General features: G+C 48.2%; 13 protein-coding genes. 2 read left to right on the top strand and 11 right to left on the bottom strand.

The genetic code is table 11. The features are described from left to right. Positions 1-60: 60 nt before the first annotated feature. The 7 genes from prmA to J4N44_RS15820 form a co-directional block, all read right to left on the bottom strand. Positions 61-948, bottom strand: coding sequence for a 50S ribosomal protein L11 methyltransferase (gene prmA, locus J4N44_RS15850; protein WP_009698909.1), 888 nt, complete (start codon positions 946-948; stop codon positions 61-63). A 130-nt stretch (positions 949-1078) separates the two neighbouring features. Further along, positions 1079-2422: an acetyl-CoA carboxylase biotin carboxylase subunit gene (accC, locus tag J4N44_RS15845; protein WP_005440401.1), complete on the bottom strand. Its 1344-nt coding sequence runs from the start codon at positions 2420-2422 to the stop codon at positions 1079-1081. A 14-nt stretch (positions 2423-2436) separates the two neighbouring features. Next, a complete protein-coding gene (accB, locus tag J4N44_RS15840; protein WP_252044641.1) occupies positions 2437-2904 on the bottom strand; it encodes an acetyl-CoA carboxylase biotin carboxyl carrier protein in 468 nt (155 codons plus the stop codon). 60 nt (positions 2905-2964) lie between these two features. After that, positions 2965-3414 carry a type II 3-dehydroquinate dehydratase gene (gene aroQ, locus J4N44_RS15835; RefSeq protein ID WP_005448261.1) on the bottom strand — a complete coding sequence of 150 codons (450 nt, stop codon included), beginning with the start codon at positions 3412-3414 and terminating at the stop codon, positions 2965-2967. A 307-nt stretch (positions 3415-3721) separates the two neighbouring features. Further along, on the bottom strand, positions 3722-5674 hold the full coding sequence (gene acs / locus J4N44_RS15830; RefSeq protein WP_005428764.1) for an acetate--CoA ligase: 1953 nt from the start codon (positions 5672-5674) through the stop codon (positions 3722-3724). A 218-nt stretch (positions 5675-5892) separates the two neighbouring features. Next, positions 5893-6525: a 3'-5' exonuclease gene (locus tag J4N44_RS15825; protein ID WP_005440406.1), complete on the bottom strand. Its 633-nt coding sequence runs from the start codon at positions 6523-6525 to the stop codon at positions 5893-5895. A 35-nt stretch (positions 6526-6560) separates the two neighbouring features. Then, on the bottom strand, positions 6561-8387 hold the full coding sequence (locus tag J4N44_RS15820) for a DUF294 nucleotidyltransferase-like domain-containing protein (protein ID WP_252044634.1): 1827 nt from the start codon (positions 8385-8387) through the stop codon (positions 6561-6563). Between the two features lie 241 nt (positions 8388-8628). Between J4N44_RS15820 and J4N44_RS15815 the strand changes: the two genes are divergently transcribed. After that, the gene (locus tag J4N44_RS15815; RefSeq protein WP_005448264.1) at positions 8629-9819 is read left to right on the top strand and encodes a 3-phenylpropionate MFS transporter; all 1191 of its coding nucleotides are present in this window, start codon (positions 8629-8631) and stop codon (positions 9817-9819) included. Between the two features lie 143 nt (positions 9820-9962). Further along, positions 9963-13394, top strand: a complete 3432-nt coding sequence (locus J4N44_RS15810) for a hybrid sensor histidine kinase/response regulator (protein WP_252044632.1) — start codon at positions 9963-9965, stop codon at positions 13392-13394. A gap of 56 nt (positions 13395-13450) precedes the next feature. Here J4N44_RS15810 and J4N44_RS15805 read toward each other — a convergent pair whose 3' ends face one another. The 4 genes from J4N44_RS15805 to J4N44_RS15790 form a co-directional block, all read right to left on the bottom strand. Continuing rightward, complete coding sequence (locus tag J4N44_RS15805) at positions 13451-14836, bottom strand: class II fumarate hydratase (RefSeq protein WP_252044630.1); 1386 nt, start codon at positions 14834-14836, stop codon at positions 13451-13453. A gap of 16 nt (positions 14837-14852) precedes the next feature. Further along, positions 14853-15233: a hypothetical protein gene (locus J4N44_RS15800; protein ID WP_017190957.1), complete on the bottom strand. Its 381-nt coding sequence runs from the start codon at positions 15231-15233 to the stop codon at positions 14853-14855. Positions 15234-15448: 215 nt separating this feature from the next. Next, positions 15449-15934: a hypothetical protein gene (locus J4N44_RS15795; RefSeq protein WP_005448269.1), complete on the bottom strand. Its 486-nt coding sequence runs from the start codon at positions 15932-15934 to the stop codon at positions 15449-15451. 260 nt (positions 15935-16194) lie between these two features. Beyond that, positions 16195-17922, bottom strand: a complete 1728-nt coding sequence (locus J4N44_RS15790) for a sodium:solute symporter family protein (protein ID WP_154203363.1) — start codon at positions 17920-17922, stop codon at positions 16195-16197. Positions 17923-17927 lie beyond the last annotated feature (5 nt).

Genomic DNA, 17927 nt, shown 5'->3' with positions numbered 1-17927 from the left:
ATTTACAAATTGTTTTTGTAATTTGTATGAAATTCAAACAATTAGCCCTGAAAACCTTGTCTAGCCTTGCTTACGACCAGAGATACGACACCATTCACTTTGCTCTACAATTGGGTCAATGTGAAGCTCGTCACGGTAATGGTTTGCTACATCCTCTGCTTGAGTGTCTAAAACACCCGACATCGCAAGGTCACCATTTGGTTTCACCAAACCTTTAATTATTGGTGCTAGTTCACGTAGAGGACCAGCAAGAATGTTCGCAACCACAACGTCTGCAATTAGACCTTCAGGTTGGTTTTGAGGTAGGAACACTTCAAGTTGATCGGCAACGCCATTACGTTCAGCGTTGTCGCGAGATGCTTGTAGTGCTTGAGGATCAATGTCGATCCCGATAACTTTTTCTGCACCTAGTTTGATCGCTGCGATCGCTAAGATGCCTGAGCCACACCCGAAGTCGATAACCGTCTTACCTGATAGATCGAGACCTTCTAGCCACTCAAGACACAATGCCGTAGTTGGGTGAGTACCTGTACCGAATGCAAGACCCGGATCTAGCATTACGTTTACTGCGTCTGGCTCTGGAATTTCACGCCAGCTTGGGCAAATCCATAGGCGTTCGCCGAACTTCATTGGGTGGAAGTTTTCCATCCACTCGCGTTCCCAGTCTTTGTCTTCTAGCTGTTCTACTTTGTAAGCAAAATCGTCAGTAAGCATGCCGCTTGCTTTGATTTGAGTGATGATGAAGTTTGTATCAGCTTCTGCATCGTACAGTGCCAGAATGTCAGTATCGCCCCATAAGCGAGTTTCGCCAGGCAGAGGTTCGAATACAGGCGTATCCTGCGCGTCTAGGAATGTTACAGACAGCGCACCAGTCTCTTCCATTAGCATGTCGCCGATTTGCTCAGCGTTTTCATTGGTCGCGTTGAGTTTGATTTGAATCCAAGGCATTTGTTTTTGCTCTTAAAGTGAATGAAGTGGCGCAGAGTTTACCAGAACTCTACGATTTGTTTGAGTATAGACTTTATACAAAACAAAAATGCCCACAGATGTGGGCATTTATCATGAGGTTAGCGAAGGCTTATTGTAGGCCTAGCTTCTTCTCTAGGTAGTGAATGTTTGCACCACCGTGCTGGAAGTTCTCATCATTCATGATTGATTCTTGTAGAGTAACGTTAGTCTTGATGCCTTCAATGATCATCTCGCCTAGTGCGTTCTTCATACGTGCAATCGCTACATCACGGTTCTCACCGTAAGTGATCAGTTTACCAATCATTGAATCGTAATGAGGTGGTACTGTGTAGCCTGTGTAAATGTGAGATTCCCAACGAACACCCATACCGCCTGGTGCGTGGAAGCGTTCAATCTTACCTGGTGAAGGTAGGAAGCGCTCAGGGTCTTCTGCGTTGATACGACACTCAATCGCATGGCCGCGGATCTTGATGTCATCCTGAGTGAATGACAGTGGTTGACCTGCTGCTACGCGTAGCTGTTCTTTAATTAGGTCAACACCGGTAACCATTTCTGTTACTGGGTGCTCAACCTGAATACGAGTGTTCATTTCGATGAAGTAGAACTCACCGTTCTCGTATAGGAATTCGAACGTACCTGCGCCGCGGTAACCGATTTCTAGACATGCACGTGTACAACGTTCACCGATGTATTTACGCATCTCTTCAGTGATACCTGGTGCTGGAGCTTCTTCAACAACCTTCTGGTGACGACGCTGCATAGAACAGTCACGTTCACCTAGGTGGATAGCACCGCCTTGACCATCAGCAATCACTTGTACTTCAACGTGACGAGGGTTTTCTAGGAACTTCTCCATGTAAACCATGTCGTTGTTGAACGCCGCTTTTGCTTCTGCACGCGTCATAGCGATAGCTTGAACAAGTTCTGCTTCAGAACGTACAACACGCATACCACGACCACCGCCGCCACCAGAGGCTTTGATGATTACTGGGTAGCCGATACGCTTAGCGTGAGCTTTGTTTTTGTCTTCGTCGTTATCTAGTGGACCGTCAGAGCCTGGTACACAAGGAACGCCTGCTTTTTTCATTGCGTTGATTGCGGACACTTTGTCACCCATCATACGGATAGTGTCTGCTTTAGGACCAACGAAGATGAAACCGCTACGCTCTACTTGTTCAGCAAAGTCTGCGTTCTCAGATAGGAAGCCGTAACCCGGGTGAATCGCAATTGCACCCGTCACTTCTGCTGCAGAAATGATACGAGGGATGTTTAGGTAGCTGTCGATACCACGAGCAGGACCGATACATACTGTTTCGTCTGCGAGTAGTACGTGCTTAAGATCGCGGTCAGCTGTTGAGTGAACTGCCACAGTCTTAATGCCTAATTCTTTACAAGCGCGAAGGATACGAAGTGCAATTTCACCTCGGTTCGCGATGACTACTTTATCTAGCATAAGGCAAGCCCCGCTTATTCGATTACAACTAGTGGTTGGTCGAATTCAACTGGTTGGCCGTCTTCAACTAGGATTGCAGTTACAACACCTGATTTGTCCGCTTCGATTTGGTTCATCATTTTCATTGCTTCAACGATACATAGTGTGTCGCCAGCATTTACGCTCTGACCAACTTCAACGAATGATTTCGCGTCTGGACTTGGTGAGCGGTAGAAAGTACCAACCATTGGAGAAAGAACTTGGTGACCTGCAGGAACTGCTGCTGGCGCTTCTGCTGCCATTGCTGGTGCGTCTGCTACTGGAGCTGCTGTCACTGGTGCAGGTGCTGCTACTGGAGCTGCTGCGTAATGAACTGGTGCTGGAGCAGCTGCAGGGCCACTACGACTGATGCGTACTGACTCTTCACCTTCAGAGATTTCTAGCTCAGCAATGCCAGATTCTTCAACTAACTCGATTAGCTTCTTGATTTTACGAATATCCATCTTTTCTTTCTCTTTTATCTTGTGATTAAGACAACCCCAAAGGGCTGCAGAGTGTTTGGTTTACTTTGCCTGCAATTTCGCGATTGCTGCAGACAGAGCGAATTCATAACCTTGTGCACCTAAGCCACAAATCACTCCTTCTGCTTTATCTGACAGATAAGAGTGATGACGGAACGGCTCACGAGCGTGAACGTTCGATAGGTGCACTTCGATAAATGGGATGGCTACGCCAAGTAATGCATCACGCAGCGCGACACTGGTATGAGTGAAAGCCGCTGGGTTGATGATAATGAAGTCCACTTTGTCATATGCAGCGTGGATAGCTTCAATCAGTTCGTACTCACGATTCGATTGCAGGTGTTCAAGTTCCACCCCAGAGTTGTGAGCTTGTTCAGTCAATGCGTCAACAATCTGTGCTAGGGTGTTGTTACCGTAATGTGTCGGTTCACGCAGACCTAATAGATTAAGATTTGGTCCGTTTAGAACTAGAATCCGTGACTTTGCAGACATTATGTTGCTATCTTCCTTTATCGTGAGTGGAACGTTTATATTCCCAAATATACGATAATTCAGCACGATTTTTTTGTTAAAACCGAGCAAATTTTAAAAAATCGACCAAGATTATAGCTAATTCACAGCAATTAGCAGCAATTTACTGGTCTAATCTCCCAATAACCCCCGCCGTTTCTGTAACCAAGTTAACAAAAACAACATAATTGCCATGTGCTTTCTGTGGTTTATTTTGCGTCCACGCACAAAAAAGCCACCATATGCAATGGTGGCTTTTAGGGCTAGCGTTTAAAACAGGGGCTGGGTGTTATGCCAGTTCTGCTTTCTCTGCAATTAGCTTGTCTACAACACTTGGATCTGCCAGTGTCGAAGTATCACCTAGGTTGCTGGTATCACCCGTTGCAATCTTACGTAGGATGCGGCGCATGATTTTACCGGAGCGAGTTTTTGGTAGAGAGTCTGTCCAGTGCAGCACGTCTGGTGTCGCGATTGGACCTATCTCTTTACGTACCCAGTCTTTCACCTCTTTGTGCAGCTCGGCTGATGGGAATTCACCATCATTAAGTGTGACGTATGCGTAAATTGCCTGACCTTTGATGTCATGAGGAATACCGACAATTGCCGCTTCCGCAATTTTATCGTGTGCAACCAGTGCTGATTCAATTTCTGCGGTACCCATGCGGTGACCTGAAACGTTCAGTACGTCATCTACACGACCTGTGATCCAGTAATAGCCGTCTTCGTCACGACGTGCGCCATCACTGGTGAAGTACATGCCTTTGAAGGTAGAGAAGTAGGTTTGCTCAAAGCGTTCATGGTCGCCGTAAACAGTACGCATCTGACCTGGCCATGAATCAAGGATCACTAAGTTACCTTCTGCTGCGGTCTCTTCAATGATGTTACCCATGTTGTCCACTAGCGCTGGTTGTACGCCGAAGAATGGGCGAGTTGCAGAACCTGGTTTAAGATCGGTTGCACCTGGTAGTGGCGCAATCAAGATACCGCCTGTCTCTGTTTGCCACCAAGTATCAACGATAGGTGAGTTTTCATTACCAATGGTCTTGTAGTACCACTCCCATGCTTCAGGGTTGATAGGTTCACCTACTGAGCCCATTACACGCAGGCTTGAACGAGATGTTCCGGCTACCGCTTCGTTACCTTTTGCCATTAGTGCACGAATCGCTGTTGGTGCAGTGTAGAGAATGTTTACTTGATGCTTATCAACCACTTCACTCATGCGAGCCGTGCTTGGGTAGTTTGGTACACCTTCGAAAAGAATGGTCTTCGCACCGTTCGCCAGTGGACCGTAAATTAAGTAAGTGTGACCTGTAATCCAACCCACATCCGCAGTACACCAGAACGTTTCACCTTCTTGGTAATCGAACACGTACTTGAAGGTCATGGTCGCGTACACTAGGTAACCACCTGTGGTGTGCAGCACGCCTTTTGGCTTACCTGTTGAGCCTGAAGTGTAAAGAATGAACAGAGGGTCTTCTGCTTTCATCTCCTCAGGTGGACATACGTCAGAAACGACAGCTGTTGCTTCGTGCCACCAAACGTCACGGTGCTCGTGCCAATCAATGTCGCCACCCGTACGTTTTAGAACGACTACTTTGTCGATGGTTTTTACTTCTGGGTTTGTCAGTGCTTCATCAACGTTTTTCTTCAGTGGTACTGCGCGACCACCACGAACGCCTTCGTCAGCGGTGATAACAATTTTTGCGTCTGAGTCGATGATACGACCGGACAGGGCTTCTGGCGAGAAACCACCAAATACCACGGTATGAACCGCACCAATACGGGTACATGCCAGCATTGCGATAGCCGCTTCTGGCACCATTGGCATGTAAAGACAAACCACGTCGCCTTTGTGCACGCCTTGCTCTTTTAGGGCGTTAGAGAACTTACACACTTCTTTGTGCAGTTCATTGAATGTGAGGGTTTTGTCGTCAGCAGGATCATCGCCTTCCCAGATGATCGCGACTTCATCGCCACGCTCGGCAAGGTGACGGTCAATACAGTTTGCAGATACGTTCAGCGTGCCGTCTTCGAACCAACGAATGTCGACGTGACCAGTATCGAAAGAGGTGTTTTTAACTTGAGTGAATGGCTTAATCCAATCGACAACTTTACCGTGTTCGCTCCAGAAGCCTTCTGGGTCGCTTACCGACTGCTGATACATGGCTAGGTAAGTGTCATTATCCGCATGCGTATGGTTTTTAATATTTTCTTTTACCGGATAAACGTGGGCTTCGCTCATGGCTTCTCTCCTTGTGCCTTTAATTCTCGACCTTCGTCTTTTGTAGGGCGGTTTCCGTTCTTTAGTCTGTGATTCATCAAGAACGTTGCTGTGCATATAACTGTCAGTCACAGCGCGTATTTCCACAATTAGACTTTAGGATGAGAGTGAGGAATGCGCCGCGATATTGCTGAATTTAAAGCGAATGTGGGAGGTGGATCGAAAGCTGCGTATTGAACCTATTGGGTATAAGGCACGCTCAGGTTTGGTAAATCGCCTTTGGTGAGACGCACATACACCAAAGCCGCGGATTTTGCGTCTTGCAGGGCATCGTGTTTGTCTTGAATCGGCAGTTCAAGGTGCTTACAAATCGCATCAAGACTTAAGTCGAAGTAGGCATTAGGCAAATGGCGTTCGAGCTTGTCGTGATAAATCTGGCTTACTTCGATGAGTGGGTTGGGCAGTGGAAAGCCTAAATGCCTCAGACAAGCGAGGTCGAGGATCTTTTTGTCATAGCGAATGTGGTAGCCAACCAAAGGACGATTGCCGATAAAGTCGAGTAGCTTGATGAGCGCTTCTTTTTCGCTGATGCCATCCACCAAATCTTGATGGCGGATATGGTGAATTTTTACCGAGCCTGAATCGAGTGATTGCGGGGCGCGAAGTCGAACTTCGAACGGTTTGCTGGTGATGATGCGATTGTCGATGATTTTGGTCGCAGCGATAGTCACCAGCTCGGCTCGATTTGGGTCCAAGCTGGTGGTTTCGCAATCGAGAGAGACAAACTCGCCTTTTTGTGGCGAACAAAACAGTGGCTGATAAGGTGAGCCTTTCAGCTTGTAATGCCAGTATTTCCTTTGTAGCCAATTCATCCCTGTTACCTCTCGTCTTATTTGCCTAAAAGACTCTAATCACGGATTTGATAATGGAAGCCTAAGAACTGCTTAAACTTCTTCACCACGTGTAAGCTGTGGCGCAGTAGATCTCGTTCTGTCCTGTCTAACTGTTTAATGTCGATGTTGTTCAGTGCTTCCTGCTTACTTAATTGCTGGTTCAAACGGATCTTGAAGAACAGCTTCAGCGCCTCATTGAGGTTATCGGCGGTTTCTGGTTCTAAGATACGCTTGTTTCTCAGTGCTTCGATACGCTCGAAGGTGTTCTTCTCTTCAATCGCGTATTCCAATGCCAAAGTGCGAATGCCATGCACAATTGGAAAGATGCCGCCGCGTTTAATATCCAGCCCGTCTTTAGCACTTTTTACGTTACCAAACAGAGTAAGAGGCACGGAAAACTGCAGAGCAGGGCGAGTGAAATCGGACAGAATCAACATGCGATCTTTCATGCTGTCTCTGAGGTGCTCGGCGATAGGCGTGAGCAACTCTTGATTGCCTGCGACCGCATGAGCGTCACTGAAGATGGCTAAATCCATGATTTGTTCTGGCTGCGCTTTAGTAATCCAACCATCGAGCGTTTTTATCCAGTCTTGCTGCGTTCGAACCCACTTAGGATTGTTAACCATGACTTTGCCTGGGCAGAGTGGATAGCCCAGTTGCTGCAAGGTGTGGGTGAGGGTTTGCATGACTTCGGAGCAATGTTCCCATTCCAGCCCATCTTGGATGATCAGTGCGTTATCTTGATCGGTTTTGAGGATTTGCTCTCCACGACCTTCCGAGCCAAGCACTATCAGACAGCAGTGATCGTGCAGTGCTGGTGGTACCACAAGCTCAAACGCTTTTTCGATGATTTGTTCGTTTACAGCAGAAATCAGCTCCATGATGAAGCGAGTACGGATCCCGTTGGTCAGCAAGCTATCCACCAACTGGCGCTGTCGATTGGAAGCTAGGGCTAACTCTTCCACGCTGCTGGCTCTCGCTATGCTGAGTGTCAGTACGTGTGAGTGAGTGGAAAACGCGCTGAGGATTTGCGTCATATCCAACATACCGACCGCTTGATTGCCTTCGCACACCATTAGACGCTTCATGCGATTACGCGTCATGGTGATCATGGCGTTAAACAAGAAGTCGCCATCATCGACGTGATAAACAGGGAAGGTTGCGATCTCACTCACTGGTGTATCGAGTGGGTGGTCGTCAAGCATCACTGCATGGAGCATATTGGTTCGCGTCACTATCGCGTAGGGATGCGCCGATGGATATTGCTCTAGGCGTGGGTCATCTTGGTTTAGCTGAACCAAAGCGGCATCAATGCCATTGTCTTTAAGTGTTTTAGTGACCTGATTAATTGGCATATCAGGTGCCAATAGCATCGGTGGGTGATAGATACTGCTATCGACTTTAGTCAGAATGAATTCCGCGAGGTTTTGCTGCTGTTGAGCCGCTTCAATGAGGGCTTGGCGTTTGGATAAGTTGTTATCGAAGTAGGCGGCGAACTGTCCGTTCTCGTTATACAGCTCAAGAAACACTTCTTTGGGCAGCAAGTACGAGAGGGTATCTTCCAGTGCCACATACTGATGGCGCACGCTTTCTTCAAACAAAGAGCGCACATCAAACATGTCGTCGTTAGCGTAGTGAGCAAACACTTCGTCTTGATCTTTTGAGCGCTCTTCTACAGCGCCTTTAATCAGCACGTGCAGGTGAGGGTTGTCTTGCCCGCAAGCTAAGATGACATCTCGCGTTCGGTAGTACGCCACATCAAGAGACGAGCGCAGTCGATTTTGCTGTGCGTCAGTCAGGCGATCGAACGGTGGAGATTGCATATTAAATTTGTCAGGCATGAGAGCACCTAAATTTGGTGGGAACACATTCTAAGTCTGACAAATTTCCCTGCCGAAGCCAGACGACTTTGGTCTAAATCGTCACAATCTAATTTTGCATTTCGAGACCCTGTGCCATTGAGGAAACGGTAAGTTGCCGATTCTTCCCTTTTTCTATTACGCATTGCGATCCATAATTCCGCGTCCCAAACGTTTACGTGGCGGAAGTCGTTAGTTTTTGTCGTTTTTTAGGATGTCAGTGATGTTGAAACCCTCTCCGTATGGCTGGATTTCCCAGTATTTTCTCGGATTCTTTTTTGCGTATGGCGTGTATCTGCCATTTTGGTCGTTGTGGTTTAAAGAGCAGGGCGTTTCTCCAACAGATATTGGTCTGTTAGTGGGTCTAGGTTTAGCGACGCGCTGTGTGGCGAACATGGTACTTACCCCACGTTTGCATAAAGTCGAACATCTCATGCCTGCATTGCGCTGGTTAAGTTTTGCTGCCCTTATATTTGTTGGTTTCCACTTCTTCACTGGCGGTAACTTCTGGTTAATGGCGCTTGCCACTGTCTTGTTCAACTTGTGTTGTGGTCCTGTCGTGCCTCTGTCTGATGCGATGGCGAACTACTACGCTCGTTTGAAAATGCTTGATTACGGTCGCACCCGATTGTGGGGCTCGGTTGCCTTTATTGCAGGCTCTACTGTGGTGGGTTACTTGGTGGCAGAGTTTGGCTCTGACATGATTTTGTACACGGCGATGGTCGGTGTGTTTATCTCGCTCTTGTTTGCAATGCGTAACACCAACCCAATGCCAGTGACACGCGAAGGTCAACATTCTGAGCGTCCAAAACTCTCAGCGTTGCTGACGGATAAACCGGTCGTGAAGTTCCTTGTGCTAGTGGCGTTAATCCAAGGCAGTCATGCGGCGTACTATGGTTTTAGCGCGATTCACTGGAAAGCAGCGGGTCATTCAGAAGATGTGATTGGCTACTTATGGAGCTTGGGCGTGGCAGCTGAAGTTGCTGTGTTTGCCCTGAGTAAGCGTTTGTTCGCGGGCTGGTCTTTGCGTACTTTGTTTGTGGTTGCGGCTGGTGGTGTGATGCTACGTTGGGGCATGACGGCGTCTACGACCTCTATTTTGGCGTTGGTGGTAGTGCAAATGCTTCACGGCGTGACGTTTGCCATGGCGCACATTGCTGCGATTCAATACATCCAGAACTCAGCCGAGAACAAGATGGTGGCATTGCAGGCACTATATAACGCAATCCCACTGGGTGCGTTTATCGCGTTGATGACAGTGATCAGTGGTTGGGGCTACGAACACTGGGGTGCGAATATCTTCTGGTTGATGGCGGCGATGGGCTTTATTGCACTGTTTATCAAAGTTGAGCCTCAAAATGATGAAAGTAATGTAGTTGATCTCTCAGCCAATGCGCCTGAAGCACAGAATTAAGCTTCTGTGACAGAGATTAAAAACTAACCTTTGTCTCTGTTGTGAAAGCAGTGTTAAATGAAACCTCTCCCTTATGGAGAGGTTTTTTTATTCCTTGCTTTAAAAACAGCAAGAAAGGCAAGAAAAGTAAGAAAGGATATCGGATGCAAGGATGGCTCGTGATTCCCGTTTCTTTGGCGTATTTGGGAATCCTGTTTTTAATCGCTTGGTACGGTGACAAACAAAAGAGATGGTTAGCGCGTTGGCGACCATGGATCTACAGTTTGTCAATTGCGGTGTACTGTACGTCGTGGACCTTCTACGGCACGGTCGGACAGGCGAGCAACAATCCTTGGTCCTTCCTGCCCATCTATATCGCGCCGATCATCGTATTTACCATCGGCTGGCGCGTCCTCGCTCGGCTGATCTTGATTGCCAAGCGTGAGCACATCACCTCCATTGCCGATTTCATTGCCGCCCGCTATGGCAAATCACAAGGTTTGGCGGTGGTTGTCACTTTAATCGCAGTGGCAGGCATTCTTCCGTATATCGCTTTGCAATTGCGTGGCATCACCATGGGGTTGGAGATCATCGCGCCGGACTTGGCATCTGATCTCAGTTATCAAAACTACAGCGTATCTTGGTTTGTGGTCGGGGCGATGGCGATCTTCACCATGCTGTTTGGTACGCGTCATATCGATAACACGGAACATCACCGCGGCATGATGATGGCGATTGCGTTTGAATCAGTGCTTAAGTTGGTGGCGTTTTTAGTGGTGGGGGTGTTTATTGTTTGGCTCGCGATGGATACCGAAAGCTTCCACCTAGCCGATATTGCCGCTGAAACCTATGAATCACCCAATATTCCGACCTTGCTGATTCATACCATTCTGACCATGCTGGCGATTGTCTGTTTGCCACGTCAATTCCATACCATGGTGGTTGAGAATGAACGCGCGCAAGACTTACACGTTGCGCGTTGGTTGTTCCCGTTGTATCTGATTCTGATGGGCATTTTCGTTCTGCCAATCGCATGGGTAGGGCAAAGCTTATTGAGTGGCAGCCCTGCCGATACGTACGTGATCAGCGTGCCGATGGCGGTGGGCGCGAATGACATCGCCTTACTGGCATTTTTGGGCGGTACTTCCGCGGCAAGCGGCATGGTTATCGTCTCGACTATTGCCTTAGCGATCATGGTATCTAACGATTTGGTGATGCCGCTGATTCTGCGCCGGATGAAGTTATCAAAACGCAATCATCATCACTTCTCTACGCTGTTATTACGTATACGTCGCGGGCTTATTCTGCTTCTTTTGATTGGTGCATGGGGCTTTTATCAGGCTTTAGATAGTATCCACTCACTCTCTGCGATAGGTTTTCTCTCGTTTGCTGCGATTACCCAGTTCGCTCCGTCTCTGCTTGGCGGTATGTACTGGCGTCAGGGCAACAAGAAAGGCGTGTATGTTGGTTTGCTGGTGGGGTTCACCATTTGGTTGATTACTTTAATGAGCCAAACCGACATGCTGGCGGGGGACGCAAGCAACAACTTGCTGATTTGGTTGATTACTCCGCCTGATTTATTGGTAGGCTTTGGTATTGCTGTTTCTGACTGGGGCATGATCCTCAGCGTGGTGGCGAATACCGCGTGTTTTGTTGCGGTATCACTAGCTACGCGCCCAAGCATAAGTGAACGCTTACAATCGGCGTCATTCGTCGGTACGCCGTTGCCTGAAAGTGAAAACATCAGCTTGTATCAGAGCCGTGTGACGGTCAGTGAACTGGAGATGTTAGCGTCACGATTTGTGGGACGAACGCGAGTGAAATCCGCCTTCCAAACCTATTGGAGTCAGCAACGCGAAGAGCTGCTTCCCAACCAACAAGCCCCTTCTACCTTGATTCGACACACTGAGCGCGTACTTGCCGGTGTGTTTGGTGCATCTTCAGCTAAGTTAGTACTTACTTCTGCTTTGCAAGGTAGAAACATGCAGCTTGAGGAAGTAGCGACCATCGTCGATGAAGCCTCAGAGCTGTACGATTTCAGCCGTGGCTTATTGCAAGGTGCGATTGAACATATTGGACAAGGCATCGCAGTGGTCGACAAGCAACTAAGGCTGGTGGCGTGGAACCAACGTTATCTGGAGTTGTTTGTCTTCCCGCCGGGATTGATTCAAGTCGGGCGTCCGATTGCGGATGTGATTCGTCATAATGCTGAGCAAGGTTTATGTGGTCCGGGTGACCCTGAAGATCACGTTCGTCGCCGTGTTTATCACCTTGAACAAGGCACGCGACATACCTCTTCCCGTGTGCGTCCAGATGGTCGCGTAATTGAAGTGCAAGGTAACCCAATGCCCGGTGGCGGTTTCGTGATGAGCTTTACCGATATCACCGTGTTCCGCGATGCGGAGCAAGCTCTGAAAGATGCTAATGAGACACTAGAAGAGCGCGTTCGCGCTCGTACTCGTGAGTTGGAACAATTGAACAAACAGCTGGTGGCTGCGACGCAGCGCTCTGAGCATGAGTCACAGTCCAAGTCGCGCTTCTTAGCCGCGGTAAGCCATGACTTGATGCAGCCGCTGAATGCCGCTCGTCTGTTTGCTTCTTCGCTGTCGGAAGTTGCCAAAGACAGTGAAACCCAAAAGCTGTCGACCCACATTGAGAGTGCATTAGGGGCGGCGGAAGATTTGATTGGTGACTTGCTGGATATTTCACGTTTGGAATCGGGCAAGCTGGACGTCAATGTGCATGGCTTTGCGGTCAATGATGTGTTGGCAAACTTGAATGCTGAATTCAGCGCGTTGGCGAAACAACAAGGTATTGAGTTCACCATGATCCCATCGTCCTTGATGGTGAAATCCGATCCGAAATTGCTACGCCGCGTGGTACAGAACTTCCTCACCAATGCGTTCCGTTATAGCCCGAATGGTAAAGTGGCGCTCGGTGTGCGTCGCGTACAAGGCCGAGTGCGTATCGATGTGTGGGATAACGGTATGGGCATCGAAGAAGAGAAGCAACAAGAGATCTTCGAAGAGTTTAATCGTGGTACTCAAGTGCGTTCTGACCAAGGTCTGGGGTTAGGCTTAGCTATTTCGAAAGGGATTGCTCAAGTGCTGGGGCATGAAATCTCGATGCGTTCGTGGTTTGGTCAAGGCAGCGTGTTCTCGATTACCTTAGATAAAGCAGAGAAGGTGCACATTCCGGCAGTCAAAGCAGTGAAGAGTGCACAATCCGACTTAAGCCATATTCGTGTGCTGTGTGTCGATAATGAGCCGGATATTCTAGTTGGAATGGAGAATCTACTCTCACGCTGGGGGTGTGATATTCGCATTGCGACCGACATCGTTGAGAGTCTGAAAGCGATCGAAGACGATTGGTTGCCGGATGTGATTTTCTCCGATTATCGTTTAGACAATGGTCGAACAGGGTTAGAAGTGTTGCAGCAATGCCGCTTGCGTCTGGGTAATCGCTTTGAAGGGGTGATCATCAGTGCCGACCGAACCGATGACATGATGGAAGGCATTAAAGCCAATGGGTTTAGTTTTATCGCCAAACCGGTGAAACCTTTGAAATTGCGTTCGGTGCTCAATCGAGTCGCCTAGAAGAAAAGACCTCCGATTGGAGGTCTTTTGCTTTAAGGGGGTGATCGGTCGGTGGCTTATTCTGCAACGCCGCCTTGAGTCAGTTTGGCTGGATCGAGCAATCTTTCTAATGTGGTACGATCTAAGTCCGTTTCTTCTTCAGCGACATCAATGATAGCGCGACCTTGTTTGTAGGCTTTCTTCGCCACTTCCGCTGCTTTTAGGTAGCCAATCACAGGGTTAAGTGCGGTGACCAGAATCGGGTTCTTCGCCAGTGCAACATCAAGGTTGTCTTGGCGCACTTCAAACGTCGCAATGGCTTTGTCTGCCAAAGCAACGGCGCTGTTCGACAGCAGTTCAATGCTTTCTAGTACATTGTGAGCAATCACTGGTAGCATCACGTTAAGTTGGAAGTTACCCGATTGACCGGCAACGGTAATGGTTGCGTCGTTACCGATCACTTGGGCAGACGCCATGGCCGCTGCTTCTGGAATCACAGGGTTCACTTTGCCCGGCATGATAGAAGAGCCCGGTTGTAAGCCTTGCAGTTCGATTTCACCTAAGCCGGCTAGTGGACCTGAGTTCATCCAGCGAAGATCGTTTGCGATCTTCATGATCGCAACTGCTGCTGTTTTGAGCTGTCCCGATAGGGCGACGATCGCATCCTGACTGCTGAGATTGAAGAAGAAGTTTTTGCTTGAAGCAAACTCGATGCGCGTTGATTGCGTTAGGTTATCGGCAAAAAGATCGGCGAAGCGTGGATCGGCGTTGATCCCTGTACCCACCGCTGTTCCGCCTTGAGCTAACGCTTTCACTGCTGGCAGTGTTTGTTCGATGGCTTGTTTAGCGTGTTCGATTTGGAACTGCCAACCACCAAGCTCTTGGGCGAAGGTAATTGGCATCGCATCCATGAGGTGCGTACGACCTGTTTTCACCACATCTTTCAGAGCTTGCTGCTTAGTCTCTAGTGTTTCACTTAGGTGGGACAGTGCTGGTAGTAGCTGTTTTTCAATTGCAATTGCAGAGCTGACTTGAATCGCAGTAGGCACTACGTCGTTACTGCTTTGACCCATATTGACGTGATCGTTTGGATTGACTGTTCCGCCTAGATGCTCAGATGCCAATGTTGCAATCACTTCGTTGGCATTCATGTTTGAGCTCGTGCCCGAGCCAGTTTGGAATACATCGATAGGGAATTGATCGATGTGTTTACCATCAATGATGGCTTGCGCGGCATCAGCGATGGCATTGGCAATATCACCTTCTAGCAAGCCAAGTTGAGCATTGGTAAGCGCTGCGGTTTGTTTGATGTGAGCGAGTGCTTGAATAAACCCTGTCGGCATGGTGTGTTTGCTGAAAGCAAAGTTATCGACAGCGCGTTGAGTTTGGGCTTGATACAAAGCGTTGGCTGGGACTTTGATTTCGCCCATGCTGTCCGCTTCGATACGGAATTCCGTGGTCATGGTAGGTTCCTTTTGTTTAATCGAGTGGCGTCTGTATCAGACGTAATTGTTGTTGTAATGAGAGAAATTTCACATCGCCATCCTCAAATTGGTAGTAGTAACGTTTGAGACAAAGTAGCGGAGTGTGAATAGAATCGAGGCAGACTCGGCGGAAGATGCGGCTGCGCGCAGGGTCCTGAATGGCATCAAGTAGATGGAAGTAGACTTGGCGCAAATACAGCTCGCACAGCAACAGGTTTTCGTGCTCTGCATCGTGATCGTAGATGGACGACAGCACCATACCCCAATGGATGTAATCATGGATCACATCGGGTTCGAAGCCGCTTGGCGCATACACATGAAGGAATCGGTCTTGCGCTTTAAAAAAGGCGTTGTAGATGGCTTGGCTGCTGTCCATAGTTACCTCGATACTTAAGATAATGATAATTATTATCAATTAATTGTCGATTAGCAACCACAGCTTTTTTGAGGAAATAACACAACAAAAAAAGCCGATACTCGGACTCAGTATCGGCTGAAGTGGGAGAGCTCAATCTCTACAATTAAGCTCGGTATTCTTTCGCGAGATAAGGTTGGCTCAAATGCGTCTTCAAGCCTTATGGAGCAAGTAAGTTATTTGTCCGTAAACAGGGTTTCGTATTTCACAAACGCTGTTTGCGTTTCACCGTAGTAGAGCGTGCCTTCAGATTGAATCGCAACACGTAGCCAACTCTCGGCTGATGCAGGCTTAGGCAAAGTGATGGTCCAGTTTTGTCCGGCTTGATCCGCTGGCTTCATGTCAATTGGTTGTGCGTTTTGCTCTTGGCTATCCACGACTGAAAGCTTCACTCCTTCCAGTGGGTAAGCCGCATGTAAAGACAACTCTAGGCTATCTTGAGTCAGCTTTTCTGAGCGAAACTTCACTTTAAAGTCGCCGTTCTCCATATCACACAAGCCACTGGTATAACGGCAATTCGACTTGCTGGCCAGTTTGTAGCTTTCCCCTTCTTTAGCGGCATGAGGTTTCTCACTTAGAGCCATGTCTGTACCGAAATAAGCGATCAAAGACAGAATCGGGGCGATCAACAGAGCGATAATAAAGTGCTTGTTTTTGAACATAAAATACTAATCCCATCAATTATCTGTTCATTTTTACTGGCTAAAATCGCTAATAACTTCGTTAAAGATTTTGAAGTTAGAGCAACTAGCTTGCAGCAATCTTTGCCTTGTTCTAAGCGATTTTTTCCGCGTAACCCCTGAACATATAATCAATGGCATTGGTATGCTTCCTTGCTACGGTTCAGGGAATCTCTAATTATTAGAATAAGTTAAGTGAATAAAAAAGCCCCAAGTGGGGCTTTTGTGGTTTGCGTTATATTTTAGTGGTCTACCGCACCGCCAGCGCCTGCTGGTACACGTACGTGCTCGACTAGGTCTTTTACTTCTTGTGGTGTTTCTGCCGTTACTTTCGATACAGCGAATGCCACGATGAAGTTGAACACAGCACCAATTGCACCAAATGCGTTTGGTTCGATGCCTAGGAACCAGTTCTGACCCCAGCTTTGTAGGTAAGTCCAGTCAGCAACAAATAGGATGCCTTTGTGCTGGAATACGTAGAATAGCGTGATACTGATACCCGCAATCATACCCGCGATTGCGCCTTCTTTGTTGATGCTCTTACTGAAGATACCCATCATCAACGCAGGGAAGATGGAGGATGCCGCCAGACCGAAGGCGAGCGCTACCGTACCGGCTGCAAACCCTGGCGGATTCAAGCCTAAGTAACCGGCGACTGCGATGGCGACTGCCATAGAGATTCGGCTCGCGAGCAGCTCTTTCTTCTCGGATATGTTCGGATTTATCACACCTTTGATTAAGTCATGAGATATTGCGGACGAAATCGCCAGTAGTAGACCTGCAGCTGTCGATAGTGCTGCCGCCAGACCACCTGCTGCGACAAGTGCGATAACCCAGTTAGGTAGCTTAGCAATCTCTGGGTTTGCTAGTACCATGATGTCACGGTCAACTTTCAGCTCATTGGTTGCTGGGTTTGACGTGTACTCGATCAGACCGTCGCCGTTCTTATCATCAAAGCCTAGTAGACCTGTTTTCTCCCAGTTCTTGAACCAGTCAGGACGCTCATCATAAGCAAGGTGCTGACCCGGAGCTGGGTTAACGGTATCCATTAAGTTTAGACGTGCCATTGCTGATACTGCAGGTGCTGTTGTGTAAAGGATAGCGATGAAAACTAGTGCCCAACCTGCTGATGTACGTGCATCACGAACCTTAGGCACGGTAAAGAAACGGATGATTACGTGTGGCAGACCCGCCGTACCGATCATCAGTGACATGGTGTACACGAACATGTTTAGCGTGTCGCCACGAACTTGAGTGGTGTATTCACTGAAGCCGAGTTCGGTGACCACTTGGTCGAGCCGATCGAGTAGATAAACATCGGTGCCTTGGATGGTACTGCCTAAGCCGATCTGTGGTAGTGGGTTACCTGTTAGTTGCAGAGAGATAAAGATTGCAGGAATAGTGTAAGCAAGAATGAGTACGCAATATTGAGCAATCTGCGTGTAGGTAATGCCTTTCATGCCGCCCATTACGGCGTACATGAATACGATACACATACCGATCAGTAGACCTGTTGAGTAATCCACTTCTAGGAAACGCCCGAACGCCACGCCCACGCCTTTCATCTGACCGATAACGTAAGTTACTGATGCGATGATAAGACACACAACCGCTACGATACGTGCTGCGTTAGAGTAGAAACGCTCACCTACGAATTCTGGCACAGTAAACTTACCGAACTTACGTAGGTATGGCGCAAGCAGAAGTGCAAGCAGTACGTAACCGCCTGTCCAACCCATCAGGAATACCGAGCCGCCGTAGCCCATGAAGGCAATCAAGCCTGCCATTGAGATGAACGATGCTGCTGACATCCAGTCTGCTGCGGTTGCCATGCCGTTAGCAACAGGGTTTACACCGCCGCCTGCTACATAGAATTCTTTGGTTGAGCCCGCACGAGCCCAAATCGCAATACCGATGTAGAGGACGAACGTTGCGCCAACCACCAGATAGGTAATAGTTTTCAAATCCATCTGAG

This window comes from Vibrio sp. SCSIO 43155 (assembly GCF_023716605.1).
GTDB classification, from domain to species: Bacteria; Pseudomonadota; Gammaproteobacteria; order Enterobacterales; family Vibrionaceae; genus Vibrio; species Vibrio harveyi.
Note: the sequence above shows the minus strand (reverse complement) of the source record. Positions and strands in the feature narration are given on the sequence as shown.

Excerpts from the sequence above, each read along its gene's own strand:
- prmA (WP_009698909.1), bottom strand. The coding sequence starts at position 948 with ATGCCTTGGATTCAAATCAAACTCAACGCGACCAATGAAAACGCTGAG.
- accC (WP_005440401.1), bottom strand. The coding sequence starts at position 2,422 with ATGCTAGATAAAGTAGTCATCGCGAACCGAGGTGAAATTGCACTTCGT.
- accB (WP_252044641.1), bottom strand. The coding sequence starts at position 2,904 with ATGGATATTCGTAAAATCAAGAAGCTAATCGAGTTAGTTGAAGAATCT.
- aroQ (WP_005448261.1), bottom strand. The coding sequence starts at position 3,414 with ATGTCTGCAAAGTCACGGATTCTAGTTCTAAACGGACCAAATCTTAAT.
- acs (WP_005428764.1), bottom strand. The coding sequence starts at position 5,674 with ATGAGCGAAGCCCACGTTTATCCGGTAAAAGAAAATATTAAAAACCAT.
- J4N44_RS15825 (WP_005440406.1), bottom strand. The coding sequence starts at position 6,525 with ATGAATTGGCTACAAAGGAAATACTGGCATTACAAGCTGAAAGGCTCA.
- J4N44_RS15820 (WP_252044634.1), bottom strand. The coding sequence starts at position 8,387 with ATGCCTGACAAATTTAATATGCAATCTCCACCGTTCGATCGCCTGACT.
- J4N44_RS15815 (WP_005448264.1), top strand. The coding sequence starts at position 8,629 with ATGTTGAAACCCTCTCCGTATGGCTGGATTTCCCAGTATTTTCTCGGA.
- J4N44_RS15810 (WP_252044632.1), top strand. The coding sequence starts at position 9,963 with ATGCAAGGATGGCTCGTGATTCCCGTTTCTTTGGCGTATTTGGGAATC.
- J4N44_RS15805 (WP_252044630.1), bottom strand. The coding sequence starts at position 14,836 with ATGACCACGGAATTCCGTATCGAAGCGGACAGCATGGGCGAAATCAAA.
- J4N44_RS15800 (WP_017190957.1), bottom strand. The coding sequence starts at position 15,233 with ATGGACAGCAGCCAAGCCATCTACAACGCCTTTTTTAAAGCGCAAGAC.
- J4N44_RS15795 (WP_005448269.1), bottom strand. The coding sequence starts at position 15,934 with ATGTTCAAAAACAAGCACTTTATTATCGCTCTGTTGATCGCCCCGATT.
- J4N44_RS15790 (WP_154203363.1), bottom strand. The coding sequence starts at position 17,922 with ATGGATTTGAAAACTATTACCTATCTGGTGGTTGGCGCAACGTTCGTC.